This is a genomic window from Sorangium sp. So ce426 (assembly GCF_051475585.1).
Classification (GTDB): domain Bacteria; phylum Myxococcota_A; class Polyangia; order Polyangiales; family Polyangiaceae; genus Sorangium; species Sorangium cellulosum_B.
In genome coordinates, this window is sequence record NZ_CP150341.1 from 1,104,778 (window position 1) to 1,120,490 (window position 15,713).

Annotated in this window: 12 protein-coding genes; 9 read left to right on the plus strand and 3 right to left on the minus strand. The window is 70.2% G+C overall.

Annotated elements, in window-relative coordinates:
* Positions 1-92: 92 nt before the first annotated feature.
* Positions 93-1,301, minus strand: a complete 1,209-nt coding sequence (locus tag WMF44_RS04100; RefSeq protein WP_437297812.1) for an aminoglycoside phosphotransferase family protein — start codon at positions 1,299-1,301, stop codon at positions 93-95.
* A 350-nt stretch (positions 1,302-1,651) separates the two neighbouring features.
* Here WMF44_RS04100 and WMF44_RS04105 point away from each other — a divergent pair, with 350 nt between their 5' ends.
* Positions 1,652-3,562: a response regulator gene (locus tag WMF44_RS04105; protein ID WP_437297813.1), complete on the plus strand. Its 1,911-nt coding sequence runs from the start codon at positions 1,652-1,654 to the stop codon at positions 3,560-3,562.
* Between the two features lie 137 nt (positions 3,563-3,699).
* Here the strand turns inward: WMF44_RS04105 and WMF44_RS04110 are convergent, their stop codons facing one another.
* The gene (locus WMF44_RS04110; protein WP_437297814.1) at positions 3,700-4,257 is read right to left on the minus strand and encodes a hypothetical protein; all 558 of its coding nucleotides are present in this window, start codon (positions 4,255-4,257) and stop codon (positions 3,700-3,702) included.
* A gap of 402 nt (positions 4,258-4,659) precedes the next feature.
* On the opposite strand from WMF44_RS04110, the gene WMF44_RS04115 reads away from it, so the two are divergent.
* Positions 4,660-5,166 (plus strand): DUF1993 domain-containing protein, encoded by a 507-nt coding sequence (locus WMF44_RS04115; RefSeq protein WP_437297815.1) that lies wholly within the window; start codon positions 4,660-4,662, stop codon positions 5,164-5,166.
* Positions 5,167-5,319: 153 nt separating this feature from the next.
* Here WMF44_RS04115 and WMF44_RS04120 read toward each other — a convergent pair whose 3' ends face one another.
* Complete coding sequence (locus WMF44_RS04120; RefSeq protein ID WP_437297816.1) at positions 5,320-5,811, minus strand: UPF0262 family protein; 492 nt, start codon at positions 5,809-5,811, stop codon at positions 5,320-5,322.
* Between the two features lie 805 nt (positions 5,812-6,616).
* Between WMF44_RS04120 and WMF44_RS04125 the strand changes: the two genes are divergently transcribed.
* The 7 genes from WMF44_RS04125 to WMF44_RS04155 all read left to right on the plus strand — a co-directional run bounded on the left by WMF44_RS04125 (position 6,617) and on the right by WMF44_RS04155 (position 15,566).
* Positions 6,617-7,423 (plus strand): hypothetical protein, encoded by an 807-nt coding sequence (locus WMF44_RS04125; RefSeq protein WP_437297817.1) that lies wholly within the window; start codon positions 6,617-6,619, stop codon positions 7,421-7,423.
* A gap of 400 nt (positions 7,424-7,823) precedes the next feature.
* A complete protein-coding gene (locus tag WMF44_RS04130; RefSeq protein WP_437297818.1) occupies positions 7,824-9,569 on the plus strand; it encodes a DUF1592 domain-containing protein in 1,746 nt (581 codons plus the stop codon).
* Between the two features lie 71 nt (positions 9,570-9,640).
* Positions 9,641-10,930, plus strand: a complete 1,290-nt coding sequence (locus tag WMF44_RS04135) for a DUF1552 domain-containing protein (RefSeq protein ID WP_437297819.1) — start codon at positions 9,641-9,643, stop codon at positions 10,928-10,930.
* Positions 10,931-11,291: 361 nt separating this feature from the next.
* Entirely contained in the window at positions 11,292-12,371 is a 1,080-nt protein-coding gene (locus tag WMF44_RS04140; protein WP_437297820.1) for an STAS domain-containing protein, read from the plus strand.
* A 176-nt stretch (positions 12,372-12,547) separates the two neighbouring features.
* Positions 12,548-13,042, plus strand: a complete 495-nt coding sequence (locus WMF44_RS04145) for a cupin domain-containing protein (protein ID WP_437297821.1) — start codon at positions 12,548-12,550, stop codon at positions 13,040-13,042.
* Between the two features lie 213 nt (positions 13,043-13,255).
* Positions 13,256-14,323, plus strand: a complete 1,068-nt coding sequence (locus tag WMF44_RS04150; protein ID WP_437297822.1) for a hypothetical protein — start codon at positions 13,256-13,258, stop codon at positions 14,321-14,323.
* A gap of 244 nt (positions 14,324-14,567) precedes the next feature.
* Positions 14,568-15,566, plus strand: coding sequence for a hypothetical protein (locus tag WMF44_RS04155; protein WP_437297823.1), 999 nt, complete (start codon positions 14,568-14,570; stop codon positions 15,564-15,566).
* Positions 15,567-15,713 lie beyond the last annotated feature (147 nt).

A 15,713-nucleotide genomic window follows, 5' to 3' on the forward strand; every position in this document is an offset into this window, starting at 1 on the left:
ATCGGGCGCAGTGGTACCAGCGCAGGTCTTGGCGGTAGAGCGAGTGAGTTCGCTTCTTGACCGTGTTGACCTTCACTGTGCCCACGTCGAGACTAGCAGGATCGAGAGCGCGCCACCGCGGCTGTCCTCGCGAGCCACGCCACGGGATCTCTCGCGTGGTAGGGGTGCTCCGACGGCTCGATGTCGTCGAGGAACTTGCGGTAGATGATCGCCTGGCGGGCCGCTGCGACGGGCGCGAGCAGCTCGGCGGCGCGCTCGGGGTCGGAGCCCGGGATCGCGGCGCGCCACGCGCGGCTCCAGGAGCTCCGGAGCGGCTCGACCGCGCCGGGCGGGGCGCCGTCGAGGAACGCTGGCTGGTCGAGCAGCGGATGCCCGACGCCGCTGTCGCCCCAGTCCAGCAGGACGGCCGACGTCGCGTCGCCGCGGGCGTTGCCGACGTGGAAGTCGCCGTGAACCAGCGTGTCGGGCAGGCCGGCCTCGGCGAGTCGAGCGAAGCGCTCGGGCAGGCCGCCGACGAAGCTGTCGAGGGTCGCCCGATCGCCGGCGGACAGGTCGGGCGTCCGCGTCACCACGTCCGCGATGAGCCGGGTCATGGCCGGCGCGCGCCAGTCCGGCAGCCCCAGCGAAAGGAGCTCGTCGACCCGCCGGCTCGCGTCGCGCTGCAGCCCGACAAGCAGCGAGACCAACCGCTCCCGGACGGGTAGCTCGGCCTCGTAGAGATCTTCGCCTGGGATCTCCCGCATCAGGATCCGCTGGCCGTCGTGGCCGAGGAGCGCCGGTACAGGTCCCCCCGCGAGCCGCGCGATCACCGCCCCCTCGTGGCCGAAGAACGGAGGGACATGCTTCAGCCAGACAACCTCGTCGCGAACCCGGAGCCGCCACAGGCTCGACAGGTTCCACGACCGCATCTGCTCGGCGGGCGCCGTCCGCGCGAGGCCCCGATCGCGCAGGACGGCGTCCGCCCACGCGAGGTCGTCGGCAGGCCCGCCCGGCCGCGCCCACGGCTGCCGGAGCGGGTGGTCGTCGAGCGCCCCGCGCCAGGGCTCGACGCCGGGCGGCGGCGCGTCGAGCTCCGCCTCCGCGAGGTAGGTGACCGCCCCGCCTTGGGGGGCCGGGAGCTCGGCGGCGAGCATCCGGAGGACCGTCACCTGGAGGCCGAAGCGCTCGCGGGCACCCTGGACGACCGCTTGCGCGTCCTGCCACCAGGGCGTCGCGGCTCGATAGGGCGGCAGCGCGCCAAGGAGCTCACCGCTCGTGGTGAGGAGGACGAGCCGGACGACGCGCGGCGGGTGGGGCAGCATCGGGTGAGGATAACGAGCGCCGGCCTCGTTCGCCGCTCGAACGCCCGGCCCCGCGGCTCAGCGCCGCTCCGCCGCGACGGCGCGTGCTGGTCCAATCGGGACAGGGAGGCGGGGAGGCAGGGAGAAAAAACTTAATAAATCTCCCCGTCTCCCCGTCTCCCTGGGATCTTTCTCGGGCAAAGTGGACCACCACCGACGCCGGGATGGTGCGTTGCGTCGTCCGCGGCGGAGGCGCGCGGCTATCTCCGCTCCGCCCGCGCTGCGAGCCGCCGGCGCGGCGAGGGCGGCGACGGCGCGAGGCGCTTGATTCCGGGAAAGCGTTGGAGTTCCTTAGCTCTCAGGGGGTCACCATGTCCGCTGAACCCAGCCGGGCGCCGCCTGCGCCTTGCTTTCGCCTCCTGCTCATCGAGGACAGCGCCATCGCGGCCTCCGTCGTGCAAAGCCACCTCGACGCCGTGCCGTGGCAGCGCGCCGAGCTCGCGCACGCGGAGACGCTCGCCGCCGGGCTCGCGCGCGTGAACGAGGGGTGGGATGTCGTCCTCCTCGACCTCTCCTTGCCCGATGGCGAGGGCATCGAGGTGGTCGAGCGGGTGCGGGCGGTGGACCCCCATGTGCCCATCGTCGTGCTGACGGGCCACGACGACGTCCGCCTCGCGGAGCGCGCGCTCGGCGCGTCGGTGCAGGATTACCTCGTGAAGCGGGGCCTCGACGCGGACACGCTGTGGCGAGCCATCCGCTATGCGGTCAGCCGCCAGCAGCTCCTGACGCAGCTCGCGCGGGCGATGGCCGAAGCCCGCGAGAACGAGGCCAACCTGCACCAGCTCATCGCCCGGAGCGCCGATGGGGTGATCGTGCTGGATCCCTCCGGGACGGTGCTCTTCGCGAACCCCGCCGCGGAGTCGCTGCTGGGCGACGGGCGCCCCGTCGCCGGGCGGGGCTGCCCGGCGGCGCTCTGCGCCGGCGAGACGAGCCTGGAGATCGGAGGGCAGCAGGTCGTCATCGACGTTCGCTGGGTCGACGTGGACTGGCAGGGGCGCCCCTCGCGCATGGCGCTCCTGCGCGACGTGACCGGGCGGCGCCGGGCCGAGGAGCTGAGGTCACGGCTCGAGCGCAGCGAGCGGCTGGCCGCGGTCGGCCAGCTCGCGGCGGGCGTGGCCCACGAGATCAACAACCCTCTCGCGTACGTGGTCGCCAACCTCGAGCTGCTCGCCCGCGAGGTGCGGCGGCTGGCCGACAAGGGCGTCGCCACCGAGCTCCTCGCCCAGCCGCTCGCGGACGCCCGCCACGGCGCTCGGCGGGTGGTGGACATCGTCGGGGATCTCGGGGTGTTCGCGCGCGCGGAGGCGAACGAGGCGATCGGGCCGACCGACGTCAACGCGGTGATCGAGAGCGCGCTCAACATCGTGCATCCCCAGATGAAGCACCGCGCGCGGGTCGTGCGCGAGCTCGCCTCGGTCGCGCCCGTGAGCGGCGCGGAGGGGCGCCTGACGCAGGTGTTCGTCAACCTGCTCATCAACGCGGCACAGTCGATCCGGGAGGGGCGCGTCGCCGACAACGTCGTCGAGGTGCGGACCCGCGATCAGGGCCGGGAGGTCGTCGCGGAGATCGTGGACTCCGGCTGCGGCGTGCCCGAAGAGCACATGAACAGGCTGTTCGAGCCGTTCTTCACCACGAAGCGCGCGGGGGAGGGGACGGGGCTCGGACTCGCGATCTGCCGCAACATCGTGGAGTCGTGCGGCGGCACCATCGGCGTCAGCAGCGAGGCCGGCGTCGGCACCTGCGTCCGCGTCCGGCTGCCCGCCTGGGCGAGCGCCGAGCTCACCCCTCGTCGCGCGCCGCCTGCGCCCGCGCGGGATGAGGAGCCGGCGCGGCGCGCCCGGATCCTCCTCGTGGACGACGAGCCCCTCCTCCTGAGCGCGCTGCGCGGGCTCCTCGAGGCGTCGCACGAGGTCGTCTGCGCGCGCTCGGGCAGAGAGGCCCAGAGGGCGCTCCGGCTGGACGCGAACTTCGATGTCGTGCTCTGCGATATCGTGATGCAGGAGGGTACGGGGATAGACCTCCACGAGTGGCTCGAGGCGGAGCTGCCGGCGCTCGTCGACCGGGTGCTGTTCATGACCGGAGGGGGCACGAGCGAGGTGAGCAGGCGGTTCCTCTCGGCCCACGGGGGACGCGTCCTGCCGAAGCCGATCGACCCGGCGGAGCTGCTCCGGCGGATCGATGCGCTGCTGGAGGCGAGAGCGGCAGAGCCCGAGAGGATGTAGCGGCGGGCCGGGGCGGGGAAGGGGGGAATCGGCGCCGGTCAGGAAGGGGGAATCGGCGCCGGCCTCCTGCGCGTCATTGGCCGTGCGCCGCGCGATGCGCGATGCGCGATGCGCGATGCGCGATGCGCGATGCGGGCTCACGTCCCGCCGCAGGCCTCGTACTCCGCCTTGCACGCGTCCGCGCCCGCCTGCTGCACGCACGCCTTGCAGTCCGCCGCGATGCCCTGGCCGGCGCACTCCCTCTCGCACTCGTCGGCGCACACGCCCGCCGCGCAGACGCAGGCGATGAGCGCGTCCGTCTCGGGATCTTGCAGGGGATCCGTGTTCGGATCGCAGCCTTGCACGCACGCGCAGCAGATGCCGTCGCCAGGGCAGCAGCCGTCGCTGCGCCCGAGGGGACAGCGGCAGGCGCCGCCGCCTTGCTCCATGCACGGCCCGTAGCCGCTGCCGTCGGCGAGGCACGTCGCGACGCCCGGCTCGCCGATGGCGTGACAGGTGCAGGACATGGTCTCGCCAGGAGTGCAGGTTGCGCCGGTGGCCGAGCTCGCGGTCGTCGAGCTCGCGGTCGCCGAGCTTTCGCTCGTCGAGCTGGCGGTCGACCCGCCGCCCCCGGTCGGATCCGGATCGGTCGTCGAGGAGCCGCATGCGGTCGCCAGCGCAGCCGTGAACAAGCTGAGGAAAAGGATGTGTCGCATCGGCGCCCCCTATAGCGTGCCGCCCCCGCGGCCGTCGAGGGCCATCACGGCGCGCGCCGTCGCGCTCCCTCCCCGGCACGGAGCCTCGCGCCGCGGCACCCCGTCATCGAATCTAGTTCGTCAATGCTCTTTACATTACTTCACGAGCGCGTCATGACGCGGAGCGCCCCGCGGGCGTGTCCTCAGCGCTGGAGTCCGTGGATCGCGGCGAACGAGCGCCGCGCTCGGGCGCCCGAGGGGGCGCGGGCGGCTCCTGCGTGAGAGGGCGTGCTTGCCTGGCGAGCAGGATGCCCTATGTTCGCGCCTGCTCGCGTCCCCGCCGGGGGGTGCGCCGGCGCCGCGCCGCGTGCGCCGTGCGGGGAACGCGCTGCCTGAACCGTGCGATAGCAAGGAGATGAGAAGATGACGATCTCGATGTATCAGGCCTCTGTCCCGGTGCTCGTCAGGATGCTCGGCAACCTCTCGGCGATCCTCACCAAGGCCGCCGCCTACGCCGAGGCGAAGAAGATCGAGCCGCGCGTCCTGCTCGACGCGCGCCTCGCCCCGGACATGCTCTCGCTCACGCGCCAGGTGCAGATCGCCTCCGACTCGGCCAAGGGCTGTGGAGCGCGGCTGGCGGCCGTGGACCTGCCGAAGTACGAGGACAACGAGGCCAGCTTCGACGAGCTACAGGCCCGCATCGCCAAGACCGTCGCGTTCCTGAACAGCCTCCGGCCCGAGCAGATCGACGGCTCCGAGGACCGCGATGTCACCATCCCGACGCGCGATCAGCCGCTGCAGTTCAAGGGCCTCGTTTACCTGCTGAACTTCGTGCTGCCCAACTTCTATTTCCACGTGACGACCGCCTACGCGATCTTGCGCCACAACGGGCTCGAGATCGGCAAGCTAGACTTCCTAGGCGCCCGCTGATCCGAGCGGCGGTCACCCGCTGCGGATACGGGCCCACCTCGACGTTTTCGGTGCTCAGCGCACGGGAGTGCGCTTCCGCGCCGAAAACGCCGATCTGGGCCCGTCTCCTGTGCGGGTGACCGCCGCTCGTCGTCGTTCGTGGCCGACGCTCGGCTACCGCATGCGCCTTCGAGCGTGGTGATGCGCGGGGAGCGGGCCGAGCTGCGTCGTGTCGACGAGGAGCGAGACGACGAGCGAGAAGAAGCGGCGGCGCGTCTCGAAGCTCGGGCTCAGGTCGGGGAGGAGGGCGCCTATCCGCCTCGCGCCGGCGTCGTGGAGGACACGCTTGGCCATATCGATGGGCTCGATCTGGGCGGGGTAGAGGTCGCCCCCGGAGAGCTTCTGGATGAGGCCCACGTACTCGCCCACGAGCGGCGCGACCTCCGCCCGCGCAAGGGCGAGGGTGTCTGCCGAGACGGCGCTCCCGGTGAAGACGAAGTGGAGGTCCCTGTCGTCGCAACCGGCGACGAGGGTGCAGGGCTCGCGCGAGGGCCAGGGCGGCTCGCCGGAGACGATATCGGTCGTGAGCGTGCGCCACTCCTGCCTGCGGAGCGGCGACGCGCTCGACCAGAGGCGCTCTTCGATTCGGATGGCATGGACGGGCATAGGGGCTGAGCTCAGTGTAGCGCTCAGCCCTCACGGTTGTAACGGCTCACCGTCGGCCAGCGAAGAAATCAACAGAACTCCATAAACTACGTATTGTCCGCCTTTGGCTTGGTGCACGATCGCCTCCGGGACCCTCGAACGCCCTGGATGGAATTCCGTGGCAATCTCTGCTTCGTCATGCCCAACGACGGACGTGCGGCCGCTTGCTTCAACAGCTTGTTGGGCGGCGTCACGTCAGGAGGCTCTTGGCGCACGAGTGGAGCGCTTCGGGGAATGACGACATCGTCTGCTTGAGTGAATGACCCCGGGCGATGCACTCGAATGTCTCGTCGTGGAAGGCAAGCAAGTAGTGTCGATCCTCCCCGGTCGCGCGGGCGAGATCTCGCTCGAGCGAGATGCACTTGTCGTGCGCGGCAGGGCAAGAGAGAGTACACAGGGAGGCGGGGAGACGGGGAGGAGAGATATGTGTGCAGGCCAGGCTGGAGAGGCAAGGGATGGGGACCATCACGACGGACTCCCATCTCTCGTCTCCCCGCCTCCCCGCCTCCCTGTGAATCTTTCCTTCTCCCTCTCCGCCCAACGAGCAATCGCGTGGTCAACCGAAGCCGCGGGACAAGGTCTGTCGATCCAGGCGCTCTGGGTGAACTCACGCACAGAAGGTTTCACCGATTGGCGCTGCGCCGCAAGTCCCGCGTGTCGTCCAGCGCTGCAGGGCAGATCCGTCCGACGCCGGTGCCCGTCGCTGCTTCTCCGGGGGGCCGAGGGCGCGGTGGACCGTGCCCACGCGGTGGTGGTAGGAGAAGATATGGCGAAGAGGCGTGCAGCATGGATGTGCGCGGCGTGGACGCTCACAGCCGGTGGATGCACCACGCTCGTGGGGCTGGACGACGGCTACCACCTGGTGGACGGAGCGGGCGGCGAGGCCGGCGCAGGCGCGGGCGGCGAGGCCGGCGCGGGCGCGGGCGAGGTGGTCGTCCCCGCCGACGTCGAGCTGATCGACGACATGGAAGACGGCGACAGCGCCATCGATGAGGCGGCTGGCAGGGTCGGCTACTGGTACAGCTTCAATGATGGGACGGGCACGCAGACTCCCCCGATCTACTCGGACGAGAACCCCGCCGGGTTCATCCCGGAGGCGCTCGCCGAGCCGCGCGGCGAGAGCACGATGGCGATGCACACGTTCGGATCCGGCTTCACGGAGTGGGGCGCCGGGTTCGGCTTCGCGCTGAACGGCCCCGACGGGGGCCTGCTCGCCTACGACGCGTCGGCGTACAGCGGTATCGTGTTCTGGGCCAAGCTCGGCGGCGCGGGCGCGGCGACCACGATGAAGGTCAACATCACGGACAAGACCTCGGACCCCGCGGGCGGGATCTGCGATGAATCGGGAGAGGACGTGGCCAATCCGTGCTTCGACGACTGGTCATCCATCGCGCGCCTCGGCACGGCGTGGGCGCCGGTCGTGATCTCCTTCGAGCAGTTCGCGCGCGGCGGCGGGGACGCCGAGCCGACCGGCGAGGGCATCGACCTCACAGGGCTCTTCGCGATCGAGTTCGGGTTCACGGAAGGGCAGGACTTCGACGTCTATATCGACGACGTCGGCTTCTACAGGTGATCGCCTGATGGGGGCCTCTCGGCGGCGTGACGCTCGGATCGCGGGCGCTCAGCGAGACGCGTCGAGATGATCCCGGACCACGCCGTCGTCCAGGCGTCAAAATCGTTGATAGTTGAACTATCTGCTCTCGGCAGTGATGTGCGGCCAGGCGCCGCGCGCAGATACCGTCGAGGTTCAAAAACGCGACGGCGGCAGATAAAATGGGTGGGTTGGTGGGTCGTTGGGGCACAAAAGTGTTCGTGATCGACCTCTGCCGTGAGCCGGTCGGGACAGGTTCTGGTACATAATGTCAAATCGGCGCTGTTGAGTCGCAGCGTCGGGAACCCGTGCAGGCGCCGATCCATGTGGTCGGCGCTCGCACCAACTCGTGCCTTTCTTCGGGCGCGGCGTGGAGAACACGGTGAACCCCGAGCAACACACGCATCGCTGGCCTCTCGAGCTTCTCGGCTCACAACTCAGGTACGCTGCGCCGCTCTTGCTCGCGCTCGTCGCGGCTTGCAACGGCCGAATCGGCGAGTCCGGCCAGTCCACCGGGGCTGGCACGGGCCCCGGCGGGGACGAGACTGGGATCGTACAGCCCCCGGAAGACGTGCTGGATTCGGCGTTCTGCCAGACGCCGCAGCCCGGTACGGCCCCGCTCCGCCGCCTCAGCAATTACGAGTACGCCAACACGGTGAAGGATCTCTTCTCCGGCGTCCCGGGCGTGGCCTCCGCCGTCGACAAGGTCGTCGCCACATTTCCGAACGAGTCCGAGTCGCTCGGTTTCCGCAACAACGCGAGCTTCTTGAACGTCGGCTCGCTCGTCGCGCAGAAGTTCCTCGACGCCGCGGAGGAGGTCGCCGCTGTCGCGGCCCACGCCTCGGGCCTCGTCTCCTGCGATCCGGAGGAGATCGGCGAGATCGAGTGCGCGCGCGACTTCATCCGCACCTTCGGCGCCAGGGCGTACCGCCGGCCGCTGACGGAGGCCGAGGTCCAGAGTTACGAGGAGCGCTTCACCGCAGGATCGGACGGGTACACCTTCGACGACGGCATCGAGTGGGTCGTCTTCAGCATGCTGCAGTCGCCGAACGTGCTCTATCGCGTCGAGCTCGGCCAGGCGAGCTCGGGGGACGTCACCGAGCCCACGCCGTACGAGATGGCCTCGCGGCTCTCGTACCTGGTCTGGCAGTCGCAGCCGGACGAGGAGCTCACGCGGGCGGCGGAGGCGGACGAGCTCGGCACGCCAGAGCAGCTCGAAGCCCAGGTGCGGCGCATGCTGGCCGATCCCAGGGCCGAGCGCTTGCTCGAGTACTTCGACCAGTGGCTCGACACCGACATCCTGGGCAGCATGAACCGCGATCCGGAGGTGTATCCGGACCTCTCGCGCGACCTGCCCGCCTTGCTGCGAGCGGAGACGCGCACGTTCGTGAAGGACCTCTTCGCGAGCCCGAGCGGCTCGCTCGACGACCTCTTCGCCGCCGACTACAGCTTCGTGAACGGCGCGCTCGCGCAGCACTACGGCGTGAGCGGGGTGAGCGGCGACGATTTCATCAAGGTCGACATGCCTGGCCGCTCGGGCGTGCTGACCCAGGGCATGATGCTCACGCGCGACAAGGCGACGCGCACCTCGATCGTCCGCCGCGGCCTCAAGGTGCGCACCGATCTCCTGTGCCAGATCGTGCCCGCGCCGCCCAACGACGTGAAGCTCGATCTCGAGGGCCTGGGAGAGGGGCTCTCGCAGCGCGAGCGCCTCGAGCTCCACCGCACCGAGCCGAGCTGCGCGGGGTGCCACGCGCTGATGGATCCCATCGGCGTGGTGTTCGAGTCGTTCGACGCCGTGGGCCGCCCCCGCACCACGGACGAGGCCGGCAGGCCGATCGACACCTCGAGCGCCATCTCGAGCACGCGCGACGTCAACGGCCCCGTGGCGAACGCCGCCGAGCTGGGCCAGCGCCTCGCGCAGAGCGAGGAGGCGCGCGCCTGCTACGTGCTGCAAAACTTCCGCTTCTTCTACGGTCGCGACAAGACCGCCGCCGATCGCTGCTCGATGGCGTCGCTCTCGCTCGCATTCAAGGACAGCGGTTACAGCCTGTCCGAGCTCGTGGTCGCGCTCACGCAGACCGACGCCTTCCGCTACCGCCCCGTCATCGTCCCGGAGAAACAATGAAACCTCTGAGCCGCCGTACCTTCCTGCGTGGCGCATCCGGAGTTGCGCTCGCGCTCCCGTTCCTCGATGCGATGCGTTCGAGCCGCGCGCGAGCCCAGACGGCGCCGTCCCCGCGCCGCATCATGTTCGTGTTCCAGGCGAACGGCGACGAGACGGATCGGCGCTTCGACGCCCGCGGCGAGACGAGCTTTCAGCTCGGCGAGTTCCTCGCCCCGCTCGAGCCCTACCGCGAGGATCTCCTCTTTCTCAACAACCTGCACAAGCGCTTCTACGATCTGCCGGAGTCCGAGCGGGCCGACAACCACCAGCAGGGCGGCAGCGCGCTCGCTCCGTGGAAGTCAGGCTCCGGGTCGTTCCCCATCGGCGGCACCGAGAGCACCATCGGTTACGTGGAGGGGCCGAGCGCCGACTATGCGATCGGCGGTCGCGTGCTGGAAGCGAGCGAGAGCATCGCGCACCGGCACCTCGTGTACCGCGTCGGGGACAAGTGGAACGACATCTGGAACACCCACTCCCACGCGGGGCCCGCGGGGGACCAGAACCCGATCCCGCCGGAGACCGATCCGTACGAGGCCTACGCCCGGATCTTCGCCTCCACGCCCGACGACGGGGGCGCGCAGCAAGAGGTGCTGAGGCGCCTGGCGAAGAAGCAGTCGGCCATCGATCTGGTGCGCGAAGAGGGCAATTCCCTCCTCACCCGGGTCGGCGCCGAGGATCGCGCCAAGATCCAGCAGCACCTCGACGCGATGCGCGACGTCGAGCGCGCGCTCCAGGCCGGCAACGGCGCGGCCACGTGCGTGAAGACCCCGCTCGGCGAGCGGATCAACCCCTACGCCGACGAGAACCACGCGATCATGGGCGAGCTGTTCTTCAGGATCAGCGCCCTCGCGTTCGCCTGCGATCTGACGCGCGTGGTGCACTTCAACTGGAGCGGCAACACCAGCAACCGCGTCTACGCGAACCTGGGGCTCAGCGATGGGCACCACGACATCTCGCACAACAGCGACGACGACTCGTTCGCCAAGGTGCGCAAGATCCACAGGCACCTCTGGGAGCAGAACACGAAGCTCTACGAGATCTTGAAGAACACGAGCGACGGCGACGGCACGCTCTGGGATCATACGCTCGTCGTGCACTGGAACGAGCTCGGGCAGGGCGACAGCCACAGCATCGAGGACAGCCTGGTCGTCTTCGCGGGCAAGGCCCACGACTACTTCCGGCGCGGGCGGCTGGTGGATTTCCGCGGCGATCGCTCCTTCGCCGACATGCTCGTGAGCTGCTTCCATTACATGGGCTTCGAGGACGTCAAGAGCTTCGGCGAGGGCGTCCTGAACACCGGGGGCGCCCTGCCGCTCACCTGAGCAGGCGCTGCCTGCTCGACCTCCTCGCGAGCACGCGTCGCTGGAGAGAACCCCGGAGGAGAACCGAAGCCTACTCCATGGCAGGGTGAACCAGCGTCGCGCGCTCGAGCGTCGATGGAAACTTTGCGTGGCAGCTGACAAGCGAAGCCTCGGGCCGCAGCCGACAGCGCCGCTCGCTCGGCGTTCATCCGCGCGAGCCTCTCGTCGCTCGCGGCGACCCGACCCACGACCCAGGCCGTGCCGCCGCCCCGGCGCTGGGGCTTGCCGCTCCGGCGCGCTTCAGGCAAGGAGCGCCGGCGGAGCGGCACGCAGCGCATGGGGCGCCCCGGGTCCGCGCCCCATCACGCCACCACATGAGTTTATGACTACCTCCCGTATAACAATCTCTGGATTCGACATCGAATGGGACCTGAAGAACGGCGTCAACCTGTGGGCCGGGATGCCTACCCTGAGCATGTGGATCCCGAGCACGGTGGCCGGTCTGATGTCGGGCATGGTGGCGATGGTGGGGGTCGAGCGCTTCAACCTGTGTCTCCAGCTCGGGGGACGGCAGAGCGTCGATGGCGACTGGGCCATCATCGGCGCGCATCCGGGCTTCGAGGAGGGCATACGGCAGGTGTCCGAGATCGCCTGGCCGGCCGGGTGGGGGCGGTGGGAGGCCGTCGCGGTGGACCGCGAGCGCCGTGAGGTCCGGTATCGCGCCGTCAACAGCTGGGAAGCGATCTACCAGCGCGCGCTGGGGGTCAGCTGGGGGAGCGCGATGCTGGCCGGAAAGCTGGCCGGGATCACCGAGCGCCTGTTCGGGGTCCCTTGCTGGGCCGAACAGACGGTGTTCGCGGCGCAGGGCGCGGCGTACGACGAGTTCCTGGTCCGCCCGACCGACGAGACCGTCGAGGCGCGGCTTTCGGCGCTCCTCGAGGCCGATCGGGGCACGAGCTCGGATCTCGCGGTCGCGCTGTCCCGGCTCAGGAACGAGGTGGCCGAGCGGGAGAAAACCGAGCTCGCGCTGCGCGAGAAGCTGGAGCTCATCCAGCAGCAGGAGACGGCGCTCAGCGCGATGGTGGCGCCGATCATCCAGGTGTGGGACGGCGTGCTCACCGTCCCTGTCATGGGAGGGCTCGACAACCAGCGCGCGTCCGCGCTGATGGAGCGGCTGCTCGGCGCGATCGTCGACAGCCAGACGCGCAACGTCATCCTGGATCTGACCGCCGTCGAGGCGGTGGACACGAGCACGGCCGATCACCTGATCCGCATCGTGCGCGCGGTGGAGCTCCTCGGCGCCCGCGTCGTGGTGACCGGCATCCGGCCCGCGGTGGCTCAGACCGTCGTGTCCGTGGGTATGGATCTCGATCGAATGATCACGCTGCGCAACCTTCAGGAGGGCCTCAAGGTGTGCATGGCCTCCGGCGCCGATGCTGCTCCCCGCCCGAAGGCCCCGTGAAGCGCGCTCATCCCAGGTGACGGACGCGCCGTCCGCCTGCTGGAACAGCGACGTCGCCTCCACGAGCTCCACCAAGCATCCGCCATCGAAGGGGCGAGCGCCTCCCACACGCCGCGGGAGCGCTCCGTACGTTTTTCCAGGTGAGCGCTCTCTCCACGGGTGCTTCACTGGGCGGCATGTCGATCATCCAGCCCTGTTTCGATCGGTCGGTCGTCGTCCGTGGCGCTGACGCTGAGGTCGTCGGCTCGCCCGCCGCGCGGATCCAGCTCCTCGCGGACAGCAGCGCGACGGGCGGAGCCCTCTCCACCGTACGCGTGACGCTCGCGAAGGACGCGGACGGCGCGCGGCCGCACCGTCACGACGCCTCGGCCGAGATGTTCTATGTGCTCGACGGCGCCGTGCAGGTCCTCTCGGGGAGCGACATCGTGACGGCCGAGAAGGGCGACCTGCTCGTGGTCCCTCCGCGGGTCGCCCACGCGTTCGCCGCCGCGCGCGGCAAGGGCGCAGAGCTCCTGGTCGTCATCACGCCAGGGGTCGAGCGCTTCGATTACTTTCGCAAGCTGACGCGCATCGCGTACGGCGAGGAGCCGCCCGAGACCTTGCGCGACGTGCAGGAGCTCTACGATACGTACTTCCTGAGCAGCCCCGAATGGGAGACGGCGCGCCGATGAGCGGGCTTGCGGCCGAATCGATGTCTCCCGGGGGTAGACCGCATCGGCCGCTGGGGCGCTCGGCGACGCCGGCTTCGGAGGGTATTTCAATCCAAGCTCCGGGCAGCCGCTGCCTCGGTGTCTTGTGACAGCGATGTCGTGCGGCGCTTGCTCTCGCGAACGCGATGCGTCGGGCGCTTGACGGCATCGGCGATCGCCTGGATAAGCTGCCGCATGAGATCCGCGGCGCTCGCGCTCCTCGTCGGGGCCGCGCTGGGCAGCTTCGATCGTCCCGCAGGTGCCGCCCCGCGCGCCTCGTCGCTCGCGTGGGTGAGGATGCCAGGGGCCGAGGCGTGCATCGACGCGCCGACGCTCGCGCAGGCCGTGGAGCGGCGGCTCGGGCGCGGGGCGTTCGTGCCGCCCACCCGCGGCGAGGTGTCCATCGAGGGGCGGATCGAGCGCGCGCAGGAGGCCGGCGTCTGGCGTGCGACGATCCGGGTGTTCGGCGCGGGCGGGGCGGCGATCGGGTCGCGGGAGATCGAGGCCGAGCAGGTCGATTGTCGGGCGATCGACGAGCAGCTCGAGCTCGTGATCGCATTGCTCGTCGACCCGGACGCCTCGCTCGTGCCCCCCGGCGGCGCGGGCGGCCCAGCCGCGGCCGCCGCCGGGGGCGCGCCGGGCGCGGGCGCGGCGGCGTGGCCTGCCCCGCGGCCCCCGACCGCGACGAGAGCTGCCGTGCCCCCGGCGTGTCCGCCGGCGCCAGCGGCGCCGAGCGCTCCCTGGCGGGTGGGAGGCGCGGTGGAGGCGGTGGGCGGGCTCGGGCTCACGCCTGGGCCCGCGAACGTCGGGGTCGGGGTCCGCGCGCACGCGACGCCGCCGCGCGGGCCGGGGTTCGAGCTGGGCGGCGCGCTGTGGAAGAGCTCGGTCGCGGGCGAGGTGCCCGGATCGCCCTCGTTCTCGCTCGCGTACGGGAGGCTGTCCGTGTGCCCCGTCGAGATCGCGCGCGGCGGGACGGCCCTCTCGGGCTGCGCCGGCGCGATGGTCGGATCGCTGCGCGTCGAGGGACCGGCGGTGCAGAGCAGGTTCCGCCACGAGCGGCTCGTGTTCGATCTGAGCCTCGACACGCGCGTGCGGCGGCGCTTCGTGGGCCCGCTGTTCGGGGCCGTCGGGCTCGGGATCGCGGTGCCGCTCGCGCGCGATGTGTATTTTTACACGGACGAGGCGGGGGAGCGGCGCGACGTCTTCCGTGCGTCACCGGTGTCGGCGATCCTCGATCTCGGCCTCGGCCTCGAGCTGCCGTGACCGGGGCGCGTCAGATCATCGACGCCGTCGCGGGCTGAGCTGCTCTCCACGTCGCCACCAGCGCATCGACCTATCCGCGAACTACCACGCGAACGGCCCCGCGCGCTCAGCGCCCCACCCCTGAATCACGTCGTTCGCCTTAACACGACTTAACGGTGGGCGGCCCCGGTCCGCGCTATTCAGCGCCGCGGGGGAAAACATCGCTCTCAGGAGAATCCTTATGATCGAGAAGAGCACTCTGTCGATGCAACCCTGTTCTCTCCGTCCGTCACGCGCTGCCCTGCCGCGAATCGGCGCGGCGCTGCTGCTCCTCGGAGCCCTCGGCGCCGCCGCATGCACCGCCGGTGCCGGGGCGGACGAAGAGGAGAGCCTCGGGGTGGCGAGCCAGCGCGGAACTTACGATCTGACGAGCAGCTACACGGGCAACGTCGGAGACACCCGCGGCTGGCTCATCGAGTGGCAGGTACCCACGCTTCTGAACGCGTCCACGGCCTGGACCGCGGTGGGCCAGTGGTACTACAATCTGGAGTCCGGCATTTACCACAGCCCCGATGGATGGTTCGTCTACTATTTCGGAGATGACAACGGTGTCACAGGGAATCATTCGAGCTGCAACACCCAGTGGGGCTCGGGGGGCACCTGCGGCGGCTCGCTCGGCGGCCTGCAGCCCGGGCAGCAGGTCGTCTTCAAGTACGAGTGGTGCACGCCCGAGCGCGTCGCGAGCGTGACCGGCGCCCAGCTCTGCCTCTATGTCGACATGAAGGACGGCGCCGGCTGGCAGTTCCTCGCCCAGGACGCGCGCAGCACCGTCGAGATGTATGCGCACGACATCGAGCATTTCGCCGACGTGGGCCCGCAGTACCCCGAGCCGCAGGTCTCCTGCGAGGCGCCCATCAAGATGCTTCGCCAGCAGGTGAAGACGACCACGGGCGCCTGGCAGAACATGTCGGGCGCGAGCACCTGGTCGTTCCACGACGCCGCGCCCTACGTCTACCAGAACAAGAACCTCAGCGCGTCGCCGTCGACCTGGGAGGCCTGCACGTCGACCGTGCCCGCGAACGACTGCAGCAGCGCGCCCGCATGGATGTCGGCGCAGGTGTATACGCCCTCCACGCTGGTGACCGACGGCGGCCACCTCTGGTCGGCGACCCAGCAGATCTGGTGGTCGCACCCGAGCTGCCCGCCAAGCAACCCGACCTCCTGGTGCCCGGCCGAGTGGGCCGACCTCGGGCCGTGTAACTGATCGCGGAGCCCGCTCCTCGGGGACGCCAGCGGACGGCGTCTCCCCCTCTCTCCTTGATTCAGCCCGCCCGTTCGGAGCGCTGAGTCGACGGCGCACGCCGCGTCGTCTGCCTTCATCGCGGCGCGCGCTCTGGCGCGCGGCGGGCGC